We start from the raw sequence: 18,901 nt of genomic DNA, 5'->3' as shown, positions 1-18,901 counted from the left end.
CGAGGTGGCCGCGCGGCAAGCCCTGCAGGTGCGCTACGGCACCCTCCACAATGTTGGGATGGCGGCCGTCTCGCTGCTGATGATCGGCTCGGCCGTCGCGCATTTCACGTCGGGAGAGTCCGCCAACGCGCCGACGCTGTCGCTGAGAGACCCACGCTTCGTGATGTTCTCTCTCCTGGCGCTGATCATGGTCTATTACATCTATCTGGGCCTCAGTCGCGCTCTGGACCGCACGCCTCAGGTCGTGATCGACCATGAGGGCATAGCGCTGGGTTTCGGCCGCAATGCCCGCATCGCCTGGTCCGACATCGAGTGGGTGCGGATTCGCCGCCTGGCGATGCGCGCCCAGCTGCAGATCGGCGTCGAACCGCACGCCTTCCTCGCAGCAGACCTGCGCCTTTCCCAGTTCAACGTCGATGACAGTCTGCGCCCGATCCGCGGCGTCCCGGCAGCCGTCGTCGTCCGCGACAACGGACTCGAGACAACTGCCATGACGATGCTTGACGCCATAAAGGCGTTCCGGCCGAATCTCGTTCGCTCCTAGTCAGCACTCAGTCACAAGAGGGGAACTCTCGCATGCGGCGTTTCATCGTCGGCTTCCTTGCGACCATCGGCACCCTCGTCCTGCTGGCGGTGGTCGCCGGCGTGGCTTTCTTCGCCTCGGGTCCCTTCTCGCCCAAGCCGCTGCCGCAGCAGATGGTGCTGTCGCTGGACCTGCGCGCGCTGCCGCCGGAAACGACCTCGACCGGCCTGCTGAGCGGCGGGCTGTTCGGCGGCTCGCGCGACATCGTCGAGACCGTGCAGCTTCTGTGGCAGGCGGCGGACGATCCGCGCATCGTCGGCCTGTACGTCGAGATCGGCGACGAGGAAGGCGGACTGGCGCGCGTCCAGGAGCTGCGCCAGGCGATCGCCCACTTCCGGGGCAAGGGCAAGTTCGCGGTCGGCTTCGCCGAATCCCTGGGCAGCGGCGGCACCCACGTCGCCGACTATTATCTCGCGGCCGCGCTCGACCAGATCTGGCTGCAACCGAGTGGCGGCTTCGGCGTCACCGGCATCGCCGTCGAGACGCCCTTCCTCAAGGGCGGCCTCGACAAGCTCGGCGTCAAGGTCGAGGGCGGCAAGCGCTATGAATACAAGAGCGCGCCCGATTCGTTCCTCGAGACCGGCTATACCCGCCCCGCCCGCGAGAACCTGCAGCAGCTCATCGACAGCCTGTTCGACCAGTTCATCGCCGACGTCGCCCGCGATCGCAAGATGGAGGCCGGCCAGCTTCGCCGCCTGATCGACACCGCGCCGCACGAGTCCGAGCAGGCCCGTCGCGACGGTCTCGTCGACAAGATCGGCTATCGCACCGATGTGCTCGAAGAGGTCTATCAGCGGGCCAACGGCAAGCGCGATCTCGTGACGCTCGCGGAGTATGCCGGCGACGAGGCGCGGCCCAAGACCAGCGGCGAGGTCATCGCCCTGGTGCGCGCCAGCGGCGCGATCGCCTCCGGGACAGGCAACGGCAGCCCCCTCGAGGACGAGGCCATGGCCAATTCGGAGGACGTCGTCGAGGCGCTGGAGAACGCGGCGCAGGCCAAGGACGTGCGGGCGATCGTGCTGCGCATCGACTCGCCCGGCGGCACCTATCCCGCGGCCGACGCAATCGCCGATGCGGTCGGCCGCGCGCGTGCCGCCGGCAAGCCGGTGATCGTGTCGATGGGCGACATCGCGGCGTCGGGCGGCTACCTCGCCGCCGTACGTGGCGAGGTCATCGTCGCCCAGCCGACGACCATCACCGCCTCGATCGGCGTGTTCACCATCTGGCCGATGGCCCAGGAGCTACTGACCTCACTCGGCGTGAATGTCGAACGTGTATCGGTCGGCCGCAACGCGGGCATGCATTCGACCTTCCAGCCGCCGACGCCGGCCCAGCGCGCCGCGATCAATCGCGAACTTGACGTCATCTATGCCGCCTTCACCGCCCAGGTGGCGGAGTCTCGCAACCTCGACGCCAACCGCATCGACGCGGCCGCCCGCGGGCGGGTGTTCAGCGGCATCGACGCCAAGCGCGCCGGTCTCGTGGACGAACTGGGCGGCCTGCAGCTCGCCCTCAGCATCGCCAAGGCAAAGGCCGGGATCGACGAGGGCCGCAAGGTCGAGATCCGCCGCTATCCCGACGAGGCCGACCGTCTGCAACGCTTCATCGATCGCCTGTTCAAGCTCGCGGGCGTGACGGCGTCTCCGAACCTGGCGATGCCGCGCGAGGTTCGTGAGGTCCTGGCGAAGTTCGGCGTGGCGACCCGGCCCGGCAACGTCCGCCTGCCGCCGCAACCGCCGCTCTGGCATTAAGGTCTTTGCGATTCCGATCGAATCACCACCACCAACCTCATGCTGAGGAGCGCTCCGATGGAGCGCGTCTCGACGCATTGGCACGAGCACCATGCCTGTTGCCGATCCTTCGAGACGCGGCCTGCGGCCGCTCCTCAGGATGAGGTGGTGCGGGTCGACTTGAAGGGGAAATACTCTAGCGCCGCTCTTCCAGCAGCGCGACGATCGCCTGCCACATCTTCCAGGCATTGGCGACGTTCACCGCCGTGAATTCGACGTGGCCGATATCGTCGATCAGGAACAGAGACACACGCGCCTTGGACGCCGCCACGGCAAGGTCCTGGCTCTCGCTGTAGGGCACCATGGGATCGGTGCGGCCATGCACCAGGATGAGATGGCCGCGCAGCTTCGACAGATCGTAGAAGGCGAGATTGAGACCATCGATCTCGCGGCGCACGCTCTCGGGGAGTTCCTCGATCAGGCGATTGACGGCATCGGGATCGCAATTGTCCACCAGCGCCAGGACCGCGCGCCCCTGTGGCCCCAGCATCGCGGACTCTCGCGATATGTCGGCGTCGCGGTCGCGCAAGCGGCGGAGCGCGATCTGTTCCAGCAGACGGGCGTCCACCGGATCGTCGAGCCGCCCGGCATTGGCACGCAGGATCGCCCAGCGACCGTAGGCGTTCGGCTCGACCCGGAATTCCCGGCTGTCGCCTCTCGGCCGGAAGGCGCCGGTGGTGACGAAGCGGATGGTCGTGTAGGCGTCGCGGTAGCCGCCGATGGCGACGACAAAGGCGATATGCGGGGCGAGATCGTCCTGGGTCGCGGCGATGATGGCGGGCCCGGCGGCGTAGGAGATGGCCGCGACGCCGAGCGGCAGATCGGGCAGGCGCTTGTGCAACTGACGCAGGGCATCGGCCACCCGGTCGCCATCGGCCCGGGACAGGACGAGCTGGCGCACTTCCGGCAGCTCCGGCACCAGCACGGCAAACCCCACCCGTGCGAGGCTGCGCGCTAAGGCCTGCAGCCTCGGCTCGTCACGTCCCAGCACGGCAGCGCCCGGCACGAGGACCATCGCGGCGCGCGCCTGGCTCGCCGGCAGATAGAGATCGCCCTCCCCGCCGTCCCAGTGCATCGGTTGTTCGCCGGGCGGCGCGGTCACCTCCTGCAACCAGGCCGGCTCGCCCCCCGCCGCAATGTCCCACATCAGCAGCGTGGCTTCCGCCCAGACCATCGGGCGTCCGAAGAACAGCAACAGCACGAGGCCGGCCAGGAGCGCGAGCAGGATCCGGCGCAGGATCTTCATGCGCCGAGGCGGATGCCGGCCACCGTTTCAAGCACGTCGCCCGCTCGCCGCAGCAGCGCCAGCTCCTCGATCCGTCCGGTCATCGGCAGGTTCTGTCGCCCGACGATGCGCGCCACCTGCTCGGCCTCGGCAGCGCTGCGGAAGCGGCCAAGCGTGATGTGCGGCTCGAACGGCTCGCTGCCCGGTGCCGGATTGAGCGTCTCATGCAACGTCTGAAGCTCCGCCGCGCCATCGGACGGCTCGGCATAGAGATAGAGGTCGGATCGGACGATACGGTCGATCATGAACCAGAAGGGCCGTTGCGTGACGCCCCGCAGCGCCGTGCGCAGCTCTTCCTCGCGTTCGGCCGCAGCGCCGAACACCAGGGTGAAGTGCGGGCCGATCAGACCGGCTTCCTGCGGATGGTACTGCGCCCGCAACCGGCGCAGCGCCGTGTCGTCGGCCTCGCCGAGCACCGGCCAGGCCACGACGTAGAGCATCTCAGCTGTAGCTCTTGGCCATGCCCAGCGCCGGATCCATCACTGCCCCATAGGGCGGGAACGGATAGCGCAGGCCGTTCTTGCCGAGATGGCCCATGCCCTCGACCGCCCGCAGCAGTTCGTCCGGCGGGCAGGCCATCAGCAGCTCGTCGTCGGCGACGCCGCCGTAGCGGCGCTCGGCGAAGCACGGCAGCGACAGCGAGGTCTGGCGCGTGGCGAGCGCCCGTCCCCAGGAATCGGCGCAGGCGCTCTCGCCCGTCACCGTGAAGTCGTAGCGGCGATAGCGGTGATACTGCAGGCCGTTGATGAAATAGATCATCTGGCCGGGCGTGCCGTAGAACAGGCAGATGTCCGGCGGGTCGAGACGCGCCGAGCGCAGCGGCGCCACGACCAGGCCGTTGTACTTGCCATCCGGCACGCGCGGCATCTGCGCCTGATGCGCGGCCGAGGCTTCCTTGTTGCCGAACCAGACGCCGTTCATGTGATCGCCGGAGAGAAAGCCCTCGCCCGGATGGTTGAGGCCCACGACGCCGCCGCAATTGCCGCCGCGCGTATTGTCGACGGTGATGCCCAAGGTGAAGCCGTACCAGCGCGACTGCGTCACCATCTGGCACATGGTGAACTTGAAGCCTTCGGTCGGCTTGCGGACGCCCTTGATCTTGTCCATCTCGGCCGGGTCTTCGAACAGGCGCATGCCGATCGGCTGGGTGCGGATGCGCAGCAACTCGATGAGCTTGTTGCTCGCCTCGGCCAGCATGGCGCCGGTGATGGTCTCGGGCGGTGTCCAAGGGGCGGTCTTGTAGCCCGGCGGCAGCGTCTGGACGTTCATTGTTGTTTCCTCCGTGTCTGGCTAGGTGAGGTTCAACCCACCGTCGGCGATGACGATCTCTCCGGTAACGTAATCGTTGGCGCAGAGGGCGGCCACCAGATCGGCAATGTCCTCGGGCTTCGCGGGGCGCTTCATGGGCGACTTCGCTTTCCACATCTCCAGCATGTCGGGCCAGTTCGCCGTCATCGGCGTTTCGACGAGGCCCGGCGCCACGGCATTGACGCGGATGTCAGGCCCCAGCGACAGCGCCAGCAGCTTGGTCACGTGATGCAGCGCCGCCTTCGACGCCGCATACGGGATCGACGAGCCCTTGGGCCGCGAGCCGGCATGCGTGCCGATGTTGACGATGCTCGCCGGACGGCCGCTTGATGCGGACTGCCGCAGCGCGCTTTCGGCCTCCGCCGTCAGCACGAAGGGCGCGATCAGGTTGACGTCGAGCATCTGCCGCCAAAGCGCCGGCGTCGCGGCCTTCAGGTCCGTGTGCGGGATGCGGATCGACAGGCCGGCATTGTTCACCAGCACGTCGAGCCGGCCATGCGCCTCGAGGACCGACGCGACGAGGCCGCGCGCCGCCGTCTCGTCGCCGAGATCGGCCTGGTGATAACTCGCGCGCGGCAGCTCGGCGACCATCGCCTTTCCGACCTCGGCAGAACTACGCGAATGAAGCGCTACGGTGTAGCCGTCGTGCGCCAGACGGCGCGCGATGGCAGCGCCGATCCCGGAGGTCGAGCCGGTGACGAGAGCAACGCGATCAGACACAGGACTTCAAAGCCTCCAGCGTTTCGTCGGGCCGCTCCACCATCATGAAGTGTCCGCAGTTGGGGATCACGACCGCGTTCGATCCGGCGATGGCGGCGATCAGCGACCTGGCCTTGGCGGCAGGCGTCATGAGATCGCCGTCGCCCAGAACGAACACGGTTGGGCACTTCACGGCAGCCGCCCGCGCCGGCGCGTCCTTGTAGGCGTTGCAGGCGGCCAGGTCGGTATGGATCACGTCCGGCGCGTTGCCCGCCAGCACCGCGAGCGACTCGCGGCGCAGCCATAGTCCGGGCGAGACCATGCCGCCTTTGTGGAGCGCATTGCCCATGCCCCAGAAGGTCATGAGTTCCTGCACCTTCGTCGTGTTGGCCTTGGCAGACTCCAGCATCTCGGGATGGACCGGCATCTCCGAGGCGACGCCGCACAGGCCGAGCGCCCGCACCTTGTCGCCATGGCGCGCCGCGCAGTCGAGGGCGACCAGCGCGCCCATCGAATGGCCGACGAGGGCTGCCTGCTTCAGGCCGGCCGCCTCGATCAGGCGCGCCGTCCAGTCGGCCATCGCGCCGATACTGTCGAGCGCCAGCCCGTCCGACCAGCCATGCGCCGGGAAGTCGACGGCCAGGATGGCGCGGCCATGGTTGGCGAACCAGCGCGTCTGCAGGCGCCACGCTGTGCGGTCGAAACCGGCACCATGGAGGAAGACGATCGCGGGCTTGGCCGCATCGAATTCGGTGCCACCCGTCGTCGCGAAGACGGTGCGGCCATCGACGGTGAGCTTCATGGTCAGCCCTTCTGCGAGGCGCGCAGCGCCTGTCCGAGATCGTCAATCAGGTCCTCGGCATCCTCGAGGCCCACGGAGAGCCGGATCATCCCCTCGCCGATGCCCGCCTGCGCAAGCGCCTCCGCATCGAGCTGGGCGTGCGTCGTCGAGGCAGGGTGGATCACCAGCGACTTGGCGTCGCCCACGTTGGCGAGGTGCGAGAAGATCTTCAGCCGCTCGATGAAGCGTCGGCCGGCCTCGCGCCCGCCCTTGATGTCGAAGCTGAAGATCGACCCCGTGCCCTTGGGCAGCATCCTCTGCGCCAGCGCATGGTCGGGATGATCGGGCATGTCGGGTGAGGCGATGCGCTCGACCGCGGGATTGGACGTCAGGAACGCCATCACCTTGCGCGCATTCTCGCCGTGGCGGGCGACGCGCAGCGGCAAGGTCTCGAGACCCTGGATGAGATAGAAGGCATTCTGCGGCGACAGGCAGCAGCCGAAGTCGCGCACGCCCTCGGTGCGGGCGCGCATCACGAAGGCGTGCGGACCGAATTCCTCGGCGAAGTCGATGCCGTGATAGCCGGCATAGGGTTCGGTGAGTGTCGGGAACTTGCCCGACCGCTCCCAGTCGAAGCGGCCGGACTCGACGATCACGCCGCCGATCGCCACGCCATGGCCGCCGATGAACTTGGTCGCCGAGTGGAAGACGATGTCGGCCCCCAGGGTCAGCGGCTTGCACAGGATCGGCGAGGCGAAGGTATTGTCGATCATCAGCGGGATCTTCGCTTCGTGGGCGATGGCGGCGATGGCCGGAATGTCGAGCACCTCGCCGCCCGGATTGCCGATGGTCTCTCCCAGCACGAGCCGCGTCTGCGGCCGGATGGCCCTGCGGAACCCTTCATGGTCGCGCGGATGGACGAACGTCGTCTCGATGCCGAAGCGCGGCAGGGTGAGCGCCAGCATGTTGCGCGTGCCGCCGTAGAGCGACGTTGAGGCCACGATGTGATTGCCCGCGCCCATCAGCGTCGCGATGGCGATGTGCAGCGCCGCCTGGCCGCTCGACACCGCGAGCGCACCCGATCCCTCTTCGAGCGCCGCCACCCGCTCCTCGAACACCGAGACTGTGGGATTGGAGATGCGGCTGTAGATGTGGCCGCCGACTTCGAGGTTGAAGAGGCTGGCGGCGTGGTCGACGTCGCGGAACACGAAGGACGTCGTCTGATAGATCGGAACCGCGCGTGCCCCGGTCGCCGGATCGGGATGCTGGCCGGCATGCAGCGCCAGCGTGTCGGGCTTCAGGAACTTGGCTTCGACCACGTCGTCTCCCTTTCGGCGGGCGATCTTTGCCGCCTTATTTCTTGAACAGCGAAGCTGCCGCCGCGGCATGGCTCCGCTTGGCCTCGATCTTGGCTTGGGCGCGCTCGAGCTCGGCCTTGAGAACGAGGACGTATTCCTCGAGGTCCTCGACGTTCATGACGTCGAGATTCCTCGGTTGTGTCTTCTTCTGTCGGGGGTCGAGATCGTCGAGTTCGAAGGCCATGGCGCGTCTCCACGGAAGCGGCTAAGGCAGGACTAGCACCGCTCCACCCGCTTCGAAAGGCCGACCATGAGTGCCCTCCCCGCCACGATGACCTGCATCGAGATCACTCGGTATGGCGGCCCGGAGGTCCTGGTGCCGGCGACCCGGCCGGTGCCGCGGCCGAAGGCGGGCGAAATCCTGATCAAGGTCGCCGCGACCGCGGTCAACCGGCCCGACATCGCGCAGCGCATGGGCAACTACGCCCCGCCGCCGGGCGCCTCGGACCTGCCAGGCCTCGAAGCCGCCGGCACCGTTGCCGAACTCGGCGAAGGAGTCAGTGGCTGGAGCGTCGGCGACGAGATCTGTGCGCTGACGCCGGGCGGCTCCTATGCCGAATACTGCATCGTGCCGGCGCCCCAGTGCCTTCCGCCGCCCAAGGGTTTCGACCTGCTGCACGCGGCGGCGCTGCCCGAGAATTACTTCACCGTCTGGCACAACCTGTTCGAGCGTGGGCAGCTCAAGGCCGGCGAGACCGCGCTGATCCATGGCGGCGCGAGCGGCATCGGCACGACGGCGATCCAGCTCGCCAAATCGTTCGGCGCGACGGTGCTCACCACCGTGCGGACGACGGAGAAGGCCAATGCCGTGAAGGCCCTCGGGGCCGATCACGCCATCCTCTACAAGGACAATGACTGGGCGGCCGAGGTCAAGAAGCTGTCGGGCGGCGTCGATGTCGTGCTCGACATGGTGGCCGGCGACTACCTGCCGAAGAACCTGTCGCTCTTGAAGCTGGACGGACGCTGCGTGGTGATCGCCGTCCAGGGTGGCGCGACGGCCACGATCAGCGCCGGCTTCCTGATGGTCAATCGCCTCACGCTCACGGGTTCGACGTTGCGTCCGCAGAGCATCGAGAGCAAGGGCCGGATGGCGCGTGGCTTGAAGGAGAAGGTCTGGCCGCTGCTGGAAGCCGGCAGCATCAAGCCGATCATCTACAAGACGTTCCCGCTGCGGGACGCCGCCGGCGCGCATGCCGAACTGGAGCGCGCCGACCATGTCGGCAAGGTGATGATGACCGTCTAGGTCTAGCGCTCGCCGAGGTCGGGCTGGTCGGCCTCCGCCGGATCCAGACCGGCCTCCTCGGCGACCTCTTCGACGTGGCCCTGATCCGCCATACCCTTCTTGCGGGCGGCATCCTCGCGGGCGGCCTTGCGGCGCGCCCGGTCGACCGCGTCGTTCAAATCCTTGAGCGTGCAGAGGCCGAGCGTCACCGGATCGCGCTGGCGCAGGTTCTGCATGTTCCAGTGAGTGCGGTCCTTGACCGACTGGACCGTGCTCTTGGTCGAGCCGACGAGTTTGGCGACCTGGCTGTCCTGGAGTTCGGGATGTGTCTTCAACAGCCAGGCGATGGCGTCGGGACGATCCTGCCGCTTGGCAACCGGCGTATAGCGCGGCCCCTTGGAGCGGGCTTGCGGCATCGGCACGTCGCGCGGGCTGAGCTTCAACCGGGCGTTGCTGTCGGCCTCGGCCCGCTTGATCTCTTCCTTGGTGAGCTGACCGTTGGTCGTCGGATCGTATCCAGTCATGCCGCCTGCGACTTCGCCATCGGCGATCGCCTGGATCTCGAGCGGATGCAGGCCCGTGAAGGCCGAAATCTGGTCAAAGGTCAGGGTCGTATTCTCGACCAGCCAGACGGCGGTCGCCTTGGGCATCAACACTTGCGACATGAATTCACTCTCCTGTGCCCGGATATAGAGGCCGGCTCCCCCGCCGCCAACCCGAAAAGCACATAGCCGAAAATGGAAACGGCCGGGGTTGCCCCCGGCCGTTCCTGAAGTCAACGCTTCGGATCGTCTTACTGGATGACGATTTCGACGCGGCGGTTCTGCGGCTCGCGGACGTTCGGGCCGGTCTGCACCAGCAGGCCCTGCTCGCCACGGCCAACCACCGCGATCGCGGTCGCCGGCACGCCTTCGCGCACCAGGGCATCCTTGACGGCGTTGGCGCGACGCAGCGACAGCGCCATGTTGTAGGCCGGCGCGCCCGACGTATCGGTGTGACCCGTCGCCGTGATGCGGGCGTTACCCTTGGTCTTGTAGGCGCCGGCAGCCTGCTTGATCGTGTTCAGCGCCTGAGCCGACAGGTTCGCGCGATCCCAGTCGAAGAACACCATGAACGACGGCGGCGCAACGACCGGCGGCGGCGGCGGCGGAGCGGCCGGCGTCGAACCGAACTTCAGCTGCAGGCCCAGCATGATGCTGAAGTTGTTGTTCGTCCAACCCACGCCGTTAACCTGCGGGTTCGTCGTGCCGTAGTAACGGCCGTCCAGGTTCACGCGGAAGTTCGTGTCGGCGTTCCAGCCGAGACCGATGATGCCCTGATAGGCGAAAACCGTGCTCGACAGCGACGAGTTGCCGTCGACCAGGCCCAGACCGGCGCCAGCGCCGATATACGGCGTGATCACCGAACCCGGCATGAAGTCGTACAGCAGGTTCGCCATGATGCCCAGCTGGCCGACCTGGTTGTTCACGGCCGTGTTCGGCACGCCGACGTTCGTCGGGTTCCAGCGATAGATGCCTTCCAACTCAACGCGCGGACCAACGAAGTCGTAACCGATCACGCCACCGGCCATCCAGCCCAGCTGCGGGGTCACGTTCACCGTCGGGAACGCCGGAATGTTCGTGTTCGCCGTGAAGTTCGTCAGCCAGTTGATGCCACCCTCGGCACCAATGTACAGACCCGGCTGCGGGGCCTGCGCCTGCGCAGCCACCGGCAGCGCTACAATGGCGGCGGCCGCCAGAAGAGCCTTCTTCATGAGTTCTTGCCCTCGTTTCTGATACTTGCAGACTGAAACTGTATATGCTCGTCGGCGGGCTGTCCGTGTCGCCAACTTTCGCGAATATACACACCACCACTGGTGCGGTGCAACCAAACCGCCCTGTCCGTGCCGACTCGCCGGAAACGTGTGACACGGACGCAACAGTAGGGCTCAGATGCAGTGGAGAAACACTCTTACGGCAGCCGCGTCCCCCGCTATCGAGCACCAGATGTAGTTGTCTGTCCCGAAGAGCCCCGTTGCGCCGGTAGGGGAAGCCGCAGCCCGAGGACCCCGCCCCCGCTCTCGCCTCGGCCGAAGGGGGTCGGGCCTGTCAGGGGCCGGGCCACGTCAGTCCTGTCCGAAAACTCTTCTGAAAGTCCCGGATGGGGCAAAGGCACGTCGGGATCGGAGGCGCCGGGATTGAGCGACCGGGCGGCAAGCTCGGCGGGGGTGACAGCGTCCGCCGCCCCGAGGCTCGCTGCAGGTTTCTTGATCTGGGCCATATGCACGGTGCGCGGCCGGGCACTGGAGGGCGAATCCGGCTTTGCCGCCAACACAACCGGTTGTGGACGATCCGCGGCGTTCTGAAGATCGTGGTTTAAGGTCGACGCATAAGTGAGGCTGGCCGACAGCGCAGCGAACACCCCAGTGAGGCCGCCGAGCAAGCCTCCGAAGACGGTGAATTTCATTTCACGATGCAGATAGGCATCGTCGTCCGGCTTTTCACCGTGGCATTTTGAGCGGTAAATCGCCGTTCACGAAAGAGGGAGTATCGCCATGGGCCAGTACAGCAAAGTCGAGACCGACGGCCACCTGATGATCGTCACCATCAACCGCCCCGAGGTCTACAACGCCTGCCATCCCATGGCGAACCAGGAGATGGTCGAGGCGTTCGACGAGTTCCAGGCCAACCCGGACCTCTGGGTCGCCATCATCACCGGCGCCGGCGACAAGGCCTTCTGCGCCGGCAACGACCTCAAGTACCATGCCGAAATTCAAGCCAAGACCGGCAAGCGCCCGGTCCATCCGGCCAAGGGCTTCGGCGGGCTGGCCAACCGCTTCGACCTCGACAAGCCGGTGATCGCCGCGGTGAACGGCATCGCCATGGGCGGCGGCTTCGAGATCGCGCTGGCCTGCGACATCATCATCGCCTCCGACCAGGCCAAGTTCGCCCTGCCCGAGCCGCGCGTCGGCCTGGCCGCCGGCGCCGGCGGCATGCAGCGCCTCAGCCGCATGATCCCGCTCAAGAAGGCGATGGGCATGATGCTGACCGGCCGCCATGTCGGCGCCAAGGAAGGCTACGAGATGGGCTTCGTCACCGAAGTGGTCCCGCACGCCGAGCTGATGGCGTCGGCCAGGAAGTGGGCCGGCCAGATCCTCGAATGCTCGCCGATGTCGATCCGCGCCACCAAGCAGGTCGTGATGCGTTCGCTCGACCAGCCGTCGCTCGAGATCGGCATGCGCAACCAGACCTACCCCGCCTTCGTCGCCATGGCGCACAGCGAGGACACGGTCGAGGGCCCGAAGGCCTTCGCCGAAAAGCGCAAGCCCAACTGGAAGGGCCGCTGAGAGGGCAAGAAGGCGGGCCGCGCGATGCAGCCCGCCCCGCTTCTTCTACGGAGCGAACGACAGCCAGATCGTAGCGCAGCGATTCTGCGGATCGTCCCTATTCGACTCGCTGAGCGGCCGCGAGTCGGCAAATGCCTGAACCTGTATGTGTTTCAAAGGCACACCCAGGATAACGAGGCGCTCTTTCACTGCGCTGCCTCGGTCGGCCGACAGGTCGATGCTGTAGGACCGCGCTTCGGTGCCATCGGTACGAGCTTCGACTGAAAGTCGAGCTCGCGGCCCAATCCGGTTCGCTTGCGCCGCCGCCTTCTCTATCTGCTGCCCTCCGGAGGGTTTGAGGACGCGGCTGCCGACGTCGAAGCACACCACGAAAGGATCCTCTGGCGACAGCGCCTCCACCACCGGGCTCACCACGATGAGGCCCCCTGCCACGCAGCACACGATGCCGGCTAGGGCGCGAGCGCGCACCCTCACTGCCCCTTGAACTTCGCCTTCCGCTTTTCGAGGAAGGCGCTCAGGCCCTCGAAATGGTCCTCGGTGGCGGCGCAGGCGGCCAGGCCCTCGGCCTCGCGGTGCGAGTGCTCGTCCCAGCTGTTGTCGAACGAGTTGCGGATCAGCTTCTTGGCGACGCCCAGCGCGTAGGTGGGACCGTCGGCCAGCTTGCGCGCCATCTTCTCGGTCTCGGCGGCGAGCTGATCCTTCGGCACGACCCAGTTGAGGATATTGTTGTCCTTGGCCTCCTGCGCCGAGAAGCGCTCGCCCAGCAGGGCGATCTCCAGCGCCTTCCGCTCGCCCACCACCCTCGGCAGGAAGTAGGTCGCGCCGCCGTCGGCGCTGAGGCCGATATGGCGGTAAGCCAGGGTGAAGAACGAATCGTCGGACGCGATGGCAAGGTCGCAGTTCAGGATCAGCGACAGGCCGAATCCCGCGGCGGCGCCCTGCACCGAGGCCAGCACCGGCTTGTTCATGCGGCGGATCTGGTAGATCGCCTGGTGCGCCTTCACGACCCGCATCTCGAAGCCCGCGAGATGGGCCTCCTTGTCCTCGGTCAGCGACTTGTGGAAGCCGCGAATGTCGCCGCCCGCCATGAAGTGCGTGCCGGCACCGCGGATCACCACGCAGCGCACCGCCGGATCCTTCTCGAACTTCGCGCTGTGCTCGATCAAGAGGTCGCGCATCTCCATCGACAGGGCGTTGAGCGCCTCCGGACGGTTGAGCGTCATCCAGCCGATGCCATCTTTGACTTCGGCGAGAACATGCGGTGCGGACATGGGGCAATTTCCTCAGGCGTTTATTGGACAACGCCCCGAGGTTAGCCCGTCGCGCGGTGCGGTGCGAAAAGAATGATGCCGGCCCCGATCAGGCAGATCAGGGCGCCCGTAATGTCCCAGCGATCGGGCCGCGTGCCTTCGACGGCCCACAGCCAGACGAGCGTAGCGGCGATATAGACGCCGCCATAGGCGGCATAGGCGCGGCCCGCGGCGTCAGACTCGACGAAGGTGAGCAGCCAGGCGAACAGGCCGAGTGCAACCAGGCCCGGCGCCAGCCACCAGGCCGAGGCGCCGAGCCGCAGCCACGCCCAGAAGGCGAAGCAGCCGGCGATCTCGAGGAACGCCGCTGCCCCGTAGGCGAGGATGGACTTCAGAAGGCCTCGGCCGGCAGCGCCATCAGGGTCGAGGCGCCGGCCTTGATCTGATGGTTGAGCGACACGGTCTGCGGCAGCACGCGGGCCATGAAGAAGCGCGCGGTGACGATCTTGGCTTCGTAGAAGCCGTTGTCGTTGCCGGCCGCCAGTCCCTTGTGGGCGGCGACGACAATGCGGTTCCACATATAAGCCATCGCCGTCAGCGCCATCAGGCGCAGCAGGTCGGTGGCGGCCCCGCCGGCCTCGTCGGGGTTCTTCATCGCGTTCTGCATCAGGAAGAGCGCCGAGTCCTGAACGCGGCCCATCGCCTTCTCGAGCGGCTCGACGAACTCCTTCATCGTCTCGTCGGACTTGTGCTGGGCGATGAAGCCGCCGATCTCGCCGAGCAGGCGCTGGGCGGCGCGGCCGCCCTTCATCGGCAGCTTGCGGCCGACCAGGTCGAGCGCCTGGATGCCGTTTGTGCCTTCGTAGAGCTGGGTGATGCGCGCGTCGCGGACCAGCTGTTCGACGCCGTTCTCGCGGATGAAGCCGTGGCCGCCCCAGGTCTGCACCGCGAGGTTGGCGCACTCACTGCCCATGTCGGTGAAGTAGGCCTTGATGATCGGCGTCAGCATCTGGATGAGATCGTCGGCCGCCTCGCGCGTCGCGGCGTCGGGATGGGAATGCGCCTCGTCGATCAGCATGCCGACCCACAGCGAGAGCGCACGGGCGCCCTCGGTGAAGGACTTCTGGATCATCAGCATGCGCCGCACGTCGGGATGCACGATGATCGGATCCGCCGGGCCGCTGGCGTTCTTCGGCCCCGTCAGCGAGCGACCCTGCAGGCGGTCGCGGGCATAGGCGACGGCGCTCTGGTAGGCCGTCTCTGCGATGCCGAGACCCTGCATGCCGACGCCGAGGCGGGCGGCGTTCATCATGACGAACATCGCCGTCATGCCCTTGTTGGCCTCGCCGACCAGCCAGCCCGTGGCGCCGTCGAGGTTCATCACGCAGGTCGCGTTGGCCTTGATGCCCATCTTGTGCTCGAGGGCGCCGCAGCGGATGCCGTTGCGCTCGCCGACCGAGCCGTCCGACTTGGGCAGGAACTTCGGCACGATGAACAGCGAGATGCCCTTGGTGCCGCCCGGCGCATCCGGCAGGCGCGCCAGCACGAGATGGACGATGTTCTCGGTGAGATCGTGCTCGCCGGCCGAGATGAAGATCTTGGTGCCGGTGATGCTGTAGCTGCCGTCGGCCTGCGGCTCGGCCTTGGTGCGCAGCATGCCGAGATCGGTGCCGCAATGGGGCTCGGTGAGGCACATGGTGCCCGACCAGGTGCCGTCGGCCAGCTTCGGCAGGTAGCGCTTCTTCAGCTCGTCGGAGCCATGGCGCGACAGCGCCTCATAGGCGCCGTGGCTGAGGCCGGGATACATCGCGAAGGCCTGGTTCGCCGCGGTGAACATCTCCTGCAGCGCGAAGCCCACCGTCGCCGGCAGCCCCTGCCCGCCGAACTCGGGATCGCAGGTGATGCCCGTCCAGCCGCCCTCGGCGAACTGCTTGTAGGCTTCCTTGAAGCCCTTGGGCGTGCGCACGACGCCGTTCTCGTAGTGACAGCCTTCCTCGTCACCGGTGCGGTTCAGCGGGAACAGCACGTTCTCGCAGAGCTTCGCCGCTTCCTCGACGATGGCGTGGATCGTGTCGGGGGTCGCGTCCTCGTAGCCCGGCAGCTTGGCGAGCTTCGACACGTCGATGACTTCGTTCAGAACGAACTGGATGTCCTTGATCGGGGCCTTGTAGACGGCCATGGCTTCCTCCTCGGTCGCAGTTTTCCTAATCGCTTTCCGGATCGAGGCCGCGCTGCTTCAGCTCGGCGCTCACTTGGGCTTCGACTTCCCTGAATTCGCCGATGTGCTGGTCGAGATCGGCGCGCTTGCGCTCCAGGTCGCCGATGTGGAGCTGGCAGCGGCGCAGCAGCTCGCGCAGCTGCTGCATGCCCGTGCGGTCGACCTGGTAGAGGTCGAGCAGTTCGCGGATCTCGGCGAGCGAGAAACCGAGGCGCTTGCCCCGCAGGATCCAGCTCAGCCGCGTGCGGTCCCCCACGGTGTAAAGACGGGTCGTGCCGTGGCGGCGCGGCTTGATCAGCCCCTCGTCCTCGTAGAAGCGGATCGTACGCGGCGTGATCGCGAATTCGCGCGACAGTTCGGCGATGCTGTAGATGCGCTGCGCATCGCGCAGCGAAGGCGTGCTGGCCGAGGGAGTGGCGGCGACGGGCATGGCGGAAGTGTTAGTTAACGTTTACGTAAACGTCAATACGGCTTTACGTAAACGGAAAGGTGGATGCCTATCGATGTGGACGGCAGGGTGGCGCCGGCGGCGGATGTCCCGGCCCTTCGAAATACCTCAATTCGAACGCCCGTATCGAGGCATCCACCTTCGCAAGCTGCTGAGGATCGAGCGTCCGGGAGAGTTCGACGGCCTTGGAAAAGGCATCGTCGTAGGCTGCTGCATTCAGCTTCCCACGAAAATCCAATGGCTCCCGATTGCGTTCGGTATTCGACTCACGATTCCGGCTGCCCTGTCCGGGCAGTGAGATCGCCATGAGTGGCTGCCCAATCGCGAGCGCGAACCATTTGAGGGCCTCGATCTGATCGGCGGGGACGCCATCGCCGCGCAGATACGCCAGGCCAAGCTGGTACTGAGCGAGGCCGAAATTCCTTTGCGCCGATGCACGGTAATGGACGAGCGCCTTCGCGATATCCGCGGGGACGCCCTTTCCGTGCTCGTACATCATGCCCAGCGAATAGTCTGAATAGGGCGAATATTTCCTGGAAGCCGCTTCGAACCACAAACGCGCCGCATCGTCGTTCTGCGGCGTCCCCAGCCCTTCTGCGAAAAAAGTGCCGAGATACTCCGCGGGAAGGCAATTGCCGAAGCGCCGGCGTGGCCAGTTGTTAGGCCAACAAGACCAATTGAGCATAGTGGGCGCCGACCTGAGGAACCACTTGCGCGACTCCCCATAGTCGCGCGGCACAGCCCCGCCATGTGCATAGAGCACTCCCAGCCAAGTCTCCGCTTCGGGGGAGCCAACGTGTGCCGCCTTTTGCAGCCACTCGACGCCCGCCGCGGAATCCGGCGACGGCGCACCCTTCTTCGCCAAGTGGACTTCGGCGAGCCGCACCATCGCCTCAACGACGAGATTGTCTGCCGCCCGCCTGTACCAGCGCAGGGCCTCGTCGGTGTCTTTTCCGGTGTAGGTGCCGGCGTCATAGAACCTGGCCAACCTGAGTTGCGCTTTCGCGACGGGTTGGCTGCCACCCGGTCTGTCGGCCGCAGCACGAAGCCACCTGATCGCCTCGTCCTGCTGCTCCTTCGTCGGCCGGCAAAATCTCAGGATTTCGATCGCCAGGGAGTATTGCGCCTCAGGATCGTTTTTTCCTGCGGCATTTCTCAACGCTTGCAGGGGATCGGCTCCGTCGTCGGCGTGACAGACGGTCACCGACAGGACAAGGCAGATCAAACTGAGCGACAGCCGGAGCATGCGAGCGATCACGATAGATCCATCATCTGTCTCTGCACGATGGGTTCAGCACACCTCGCAGAGCGGCCTGCACGTTGGCAAGACGATACGCCGGAAGTGGTGTAGATGAGAAGCCGATCCTCATAGGAAGTGTTCGACATGGCCATCTATCAGCTGAACGACCGCGTGCCGGTGATCCCGGCCTCCTGCTACATCGCGGAGGGTGTCACCATCATCGGGTCGGTGATCCTGGGCGAACGGGTGAGCATCTGGTTCGGCGCCGTCCTGCGCGGCGACAACGAGCCCATCGTGATCGGTGACGACAGCAACATCCAGGAACTGAGCGTCCTGCACACCGACCCCGGCGCGCCGCTGACCATCGGCCGCAACGTGACGGTCGGTCACCAGGTGATGCTGCACGGCTGCACCATCGGCGACGGCTCACTGATCGGCATCCAGTCGGTCGTGCTCAACCGCTCGGTGATCGGCAAGGACTGCCTGGTCGGCGCCGGCTCGATCGTCACCGAAGGCAAGAGCTTTCCCGACCGGTCGATGATCCTCGGCTCGCCGGCCAAGGTCGTGCGCGAGCTGAGCGAGGAGAACGCCTCGCGTCTGTCGATGAGCGCGGAGAGCTACGTGCAGCGCGGCCAGGACTACAAGGCGAACCTGAAGCGCATCGGCTGACGCCATGATCGCGGCACTCGACCATCTCGTCGTCGGCGGTTCGCCTGCCGATTACGAGACGTTGCTGGGGCGGCGTGCGGTGGACGGGCGCCTGCGCACCGGCAATGTCGGAGTGCGTTTCGAGCCCGAAGCGTCGGGCCTGCGATCGATGGTGTTCGCGACGCAAGACCTCGACAAGGCGGTGACGCTACTCGAGCGGCGCGCCGTCGCGACGACGAGAACCGACGAGGACCTGGCGCTGCTCGGTCATGGCGTGGCGATCGGACTGTGCACGCAATCGGAGGAAGCTCCTTCTCCGCTCGCGGTGGAGACGGCCACTGCCATCTCCAGCCTCGACCATATCGTCGTGCGCACGCCCAACCCCGAGCGCGCCATCGCCTTCTATGCCGGCCGGCTCGGCCTCGACTTGCGGCTCGACCGCAGCAATCCCAAGTGGGGCGCGCGCCTGCTGTTCTTCCGCTGCGGCGACCTGGTGGTCGAGATCGCCCACGACCTCAAGAAGGGCGTGTCCGACGAACCGGACCATCTCTGGGGACTGTCGTGGCGCGTGCCCGACATCGGGGCGGCCCATGCGCGACTGAAGGCGGCCGGCCTCGACGTCACCGAGCCACGCGACGGACGACGGCCGGGCAGCCAGATCTGCACCGTCAAGGACGGGACCGGCGGTGTGCCGACGATCCTGATCGGCGGCATCGGACGCTGGCAGGGAGGCGGCTGAGTCCTCC

At 66.6% G+C, this 18,901-nt stretch carries 21 protein-coding genes; 6 read left to right on the top strand and 15 right to left on the bottom strand.

What is annotated here, in order from left to right; all coding sequences use genetic code 11:
- The first annotated feature begins 4 nt into the window (after positions 1 to 4).
- Positions 5 to 544 carry a hypothetical protein gene (locus ACO07K_RS07130; protein ID WP_422035211.1) on the top strand — a complete coding sequence of 180 codons (540 nt, stop codon included), beginning with the start codon at positions 5 to 7 and terminating at the stop codon, positions 542 to 544.
- Between the two features lie 32 nt (positions 545 to 576).
- The gene (sppA, locus tag ACO07K_RS07125) at positions 577 to 2,334 is read left to right on the top strand and encodes a signal peptide peptidase SppA (protein WP_422035210.1); all 1,758 of its coding nucleotides are present in this window, start codon (positions 577 to 579) and stop codon (positions 2,332 to 2,334) included.
- 175 nt (positions 2,335 to 2,509) lie between these two features.
- Here sppA and ACO07K_RS07120 read toward each other — a convergent pair whose 3' ends face one another.
- The 7 genes from ACO07K_RS07120 to ACO07K_RS07090 all read right to left on the bottom strand — a co-directional run bounded on the left by ACO07K_RS07120 (position 2,510) and on the right by ACO07K_RS07090 (position 7,988).
- Positions 2,510 to 3,619, bottom strand: coding sequence for a hypothetical protein (locus tag ACO07K_RS07120; RefSeq protein WP_422035209.1), 1,110 nt, complete (start codon positions 3,617 to 3,619; stop codon positions 2,510 to 2,512).
- The gene (locus ACO07K_RS07115) at positions 3,616 to 4,098 is read right to left on the bottom strand and encodes a 2'-5' RNA ligase family protein (RefSeq protein ID WP_422035208.1); all 483 of its coding nucleotides are present in this window, start codon (positions 4,096 to 4,098) and stop codon (positions 3,616 to 3,618) included. Before ACO07K_RS07115 ends, ACO07K_RS07120 begins: the two co-directional genes overlap by 4 nt.
- Before the next feature lies 1 nt (position 4,099).
- Complete coding sequence (locus ACO07K_RS07110) at positions 4,100 to 4,855, bottom strand: DUF169 domain-containing protein (protein WP_298307523.1); 756 nt, start codon at positions 4,853 to 4,855, stop codon at positions 4,100 to 4,102.
- A gap of 93 nt (positions 4,856 to 4,948) precedes the next feature.
- Positions 4,949 to 5,686, bottom strand: a complete 738-nt coding sequence (locus ACO07K_RS07105) for an SDR family NAD(P)-dependent oxidoreductase (protein WP_422035207.1) — start codon at positions 5,684 to 5,686, stop codon at positions 4,949 to 4,951.
- Complete coding sequence (locus ACO07K_RS07100) at positions 5,679 to 6,467, bottom strand: alpha/beta fold hydrolase (protein WP_422035206.1); 789 nt, start codon at positions 6,465 to 6,467, stop codon at positions 5,679 to 5,681. The genes ACO07K_RS07105 and ACO07K_RS07100 overlap by 8 nt, the downstream gene beginning before the upstream one ends.
- Before the next feature lie 2 nt (positions 6,468 to 6,469).
- Complete coding sequence (locus ACO07K_RS07095) at positions 6,470 to 7,765, bottom strand: O-acetylhomoserine aminocarboxypropyltransferase (protein ID WP_422035205.1); 1,296 nt, start codon at positions 7,763 to 7,765, stop codon at positions 6,470 to 6,472.
- Positions 7,766 to 7,799: 34 nt separating this feature from the next.
- Positions 7,800 to 7,988, bottom strand: coding sequence for a DUF1192 domain-containing protein (locus tag ACO07K_RS07090; protein WP_422035204.1), 189 nt, complete (start codon positions 7,986 to 7,988; stop codon positions 7,800 to 7,802).
- 66 nt (positions 7,989 to 8,054) lie between these two features.
- On the opposite strand from ACO07K_RS07090, the gene ACO07K_RS07085 reads away from it, so the two are divergent.
- Entirely contained in the window at positions 8,055 to 9,047 is a 993-nt protein-coding gene (locus ACO07K_RS07085) for an NAD(P)H-quinone oxidoreductase (RefSeq protein ID WP_422035203.1), read from the top strand.
- 2 nt (positions 9,048 to 9,049) lie between these two features.
- Here the strand turns inward: ACO07K_RS07085 and ACO07K_RS07080 are convergent, their stop codons facing one another.
- Positions 9,050 to 9,691: a DUF1013 domain-containing protein gene (locus tag ACO07K_RS07080; protein ID WP_422035202.1), complete on the bottom strand. Its 642-nt coding sequence runs from the start codon at positions 9,689 to 9,691 to the stop codon at positions 9,050 to 9,052.
- 128 nt (positions 9,692 to 9,819) lie between these two features.
- Entirely contained in the window at positions 9,820 to 10,779 is a 960-nt protein-coding gene (locus ACO07K_RS07075; protein ID WP_422029968.1) for an OmpA family protein, read from the bottom strand.
- Between the two features lie 780 nt (positions 10,780 to 11,559).
- On the opposite strand from ACO07K_RS07075, the gene ACO07K_RS07070 reads away from it, so the two are divergent.
- Positions 11,560 to 12,351: an enoyl-CoA hydratase-related protein gene (locus tag ACO07K_RS07070; protein WP_422035201.1), complete on the top strand. Its 792-nt coding sequence runs from the start codon at positions 11,560 to 11,562 to the stop codon at positions 12,349 to 12,351.
- 45 nt (positions 12,352 to 12,396) lie between these two features.
- Here the strand turns inward: ACO07K_RS07070 and ACO07K_RS07065 are convergent, their stop codons facing one another.
- The 6 genes from ACO07K_RS07065 to ACO07K_RS07040 form a co-directional block, all read right to left on the bottom strand.
- Positions 12,397 to 12,762, bottom strand: coding sequence for an OmpA family protein (locus ACO07K_RS07065; RefSeq protein ID WP_422035200.1), 366 nt, complete (start codon positions 12,760 to 12,762; stop codon positions 12,397 to 12,399).
- Positions 12,763 to 12,821: 59 nt separating this feature from the next.
- The gene (locus ACO07K_RS07060) at positions 12,822 to 13,622 is read right to left on the bottom strand and encodes an enoyl-CoA hydratase/isomerase family protein (protein ID WP_422035199.1); all 801 of its coding nucleotides are present in this window, start codon (positions 13,620 to 13,622) and stop codon (positions 12,822 to 12,824) included.
- A 41-nt stretch (positions 13,623 to 13,663) separates the two neighbouring features.
- Positions 13,664 to 13,996 carry a YnfA family protein gene (locus tag ACO07K_RS07055; RefSeq protein WP_422036637.1) on the bottom strand — a complete coding sequence of 111 codons (333 nt, stop codon included), beginning with the start codon at positions 13,994 to 13,996 and terminating at the stop codon, positions 13,664 to 13,666.
- Positions 13,993 to 15,780, bottom strand: coding sequence for an acyl-CoA dehydrogenase C-terminal domain-containing protein (locus tag ACO07K_RS07050; protein WP_422035198.1), 1,788 nt, complete (start codon positions 15,778 to 15,780; stop codon positions 13,993 to 13,995). The genes ACO07K_RS07055 and ACO07K_RS07050 overlap by 4 nt, the downstream gene beginning before the upstream one ends.
- A gap of 25 nt (positions 15,781 to 15,805) precedes the next feature.
- Positions 15,806 to 16,249 carry a MerR family transcriptional regulator gene (locus ACO07K_RS07045; RefSeq protein WP_422035197.1) on the bottom strand — a complete coding sequence of 148 codons (444 nt, stop codon included), beginning with the start codon at positions 16,247 to 16,249 and terminating at the stop codon, positions 15,806 to 15,808.
- A gap of 67 nt (positions 16,250 to 16,316) precedes the next feature.
- On the bottom strand, positions 16,317 to 17,525 hold the full coding sequence (locus tag ACO07K_RS07040) for a tetratricopeptide repeat protein (protein WP_422035196.1): 1,209 nt from the start codon (positions 17,523 to 17,525) through the stop codon (positions 16,317 to 16,319).
- A gap of 126 nt (positions 17,526 to 17,651) precedes the next feature.
- Between ACO07K_RS07040 and ACO07K_RS07035 the strand changes: the two genes are divergently transcribed.
- Entirely contained in the window at positions 17,652 to 18,176 is a 525-nt protein-coding gene (locus ACO07K_RS07035; protein ID WP_298307956.1) for a gamma carbonic anhydrase family protein, read from the top strand.
- A 4-nt stretch (positions 18,177 to 18,180) separates the two neighbouring features.
- Entirely contained in the window at positions 18,181 to 18,894 is a 714-nt protein-coding gene (locus ACO07K_RS07030; protein WP_422035195.1) for a VOC family protein, read from the top strand.
- The last annotated feature ends 7 nt before the right edge of the window (positions 18,895 to 18,901 follow it).

Source organism: Reyranella sp. (assembly GCF_965228225.1).
Lineage (GTDB): Bacteria > Pseudomonadota > Alphaproteobacteria > Reyranellales > Reyranellaceae > Reyranella.
This window is presented reverse-complemented; position numbering and strand designations above follow the sequence as displayed.

What these genes read in the sequence shown, in the direction of transcription:
- sppA (WP_422035210.1), top strand. Translation starts at nt 577, where the DNA reads ATGCGGCGTTTCATCGTCGGCTTCCTTGCGACCATCGGCACCCTCGTC.
- ACO07K_RS07120 (WP_422035209.1), bottom strand. Translation starts at nt 3,619, where the DNA reads ATGAAGATCCTGCGCCGGATCCTGCTCGCGCTCCTGGCCGGCCTCGTG.
- ACO07K_RS07115 (WP_422035208.1), bottom strand. Translation starts at nt 4,098, where the DNA reads ATGCTCTACGTCGTGGCCTGGCCGGTGCTCGGCGAGGCCGACGACACG.
- ACO07K_RS07110 (WP_298307523.1), bottom strand. Translation starts at nt 4,855, where the DNA reads ATGCTGGCCGAGGCGAGCAACAAGCTCATCGAGTTGCTGCGCATCCGC.
- ACO07K_RS07100 (WP_422035206.1), bottom strand. Translation starts at nt 6,467, where the DNA reads ATGAAGCTCACCGTCGATGGCCGCACCGTCTTCGCGACGACGGGTGGC.
- ACO07K_RS07090 (WP_422035204.1), bottom strand. Translation starts at nt 7,988, where the DNA reads ATGGCCTTCGAACTCGACGATCTCGACCCCCGACAGAAGAAGACACAA.
- ACO07K_RS07085 (WP_422035203.1), top strand. Translation starts at nt 8,055, where the DNA reads ATGAGTGCCCTCCCCGCCACGATGACCTGCATCGAGATCACTCGGTAT.
- ACO07K_RS07080 (WP_422035202.1), bottom strand. Translation starts at nt 9,691, where the DNA reads ATGTCGCAAGTGTTGATGCCCAAGGCGACCGCCGTCTGGCTGGTCGAG.
- ACO07K_RS07075 (WP_422029968.1), bottom strand. Translation starts at nt 10,779, where the DNA reads ATGAAGAAGGCTCTTCTGGCGGCCGCCGCCATTGTAGCGCTGCCGGTG.
- ACO07K_RS07070 (WP_422035201.1), top strand. Translation starts at nt 11,560, where the DNA reads ATGGGCCAGTACAGCAAAGTCGAGACCGACGGCCACCTGATGATCGTC.
- ACO07K_RS07060 (WP_422035199.1), bottom strand. Translation starts at nt 13,622, where the DNA reads ATGTCCGCACCGCATGTTCTCGCCGAAGTCAAAGATGGCATCGGCTGG.
- ACO07K_RS07050 (WP_422035198.1), bottom strand. Translation starts at nt 15,780, where the DNA reads ATGGCCGTCTACAAGGCCCCGATCAAGGACATCCAGTTCGTTCTGAAC.
- ACO07K_RS07045 (WP_422035197.1), bottom strand. Translation starts at nt 16,249, where the DNA reads ATGCCCGTCGCCGCCACTCCCTCGGCCAGCACGCCTTCGCTGCGCGAT.
- ACO07K_RS07035 (WP_298307956.1), top strand. Translation starts at nt 17,652, where the DNA reads ATGGCCATCTATCAGCTGAACGACCGCGTGCCGGTGATCCCGGCCTCC.
- ACO07K_RS07030 (WP_422035195.1), top strand. Translation starts at nt 18,181, where the DNA reads ATGATCGCGGCACTCGACCATCTCGTCGTCGGCGGTTCGCCTGCCGAT.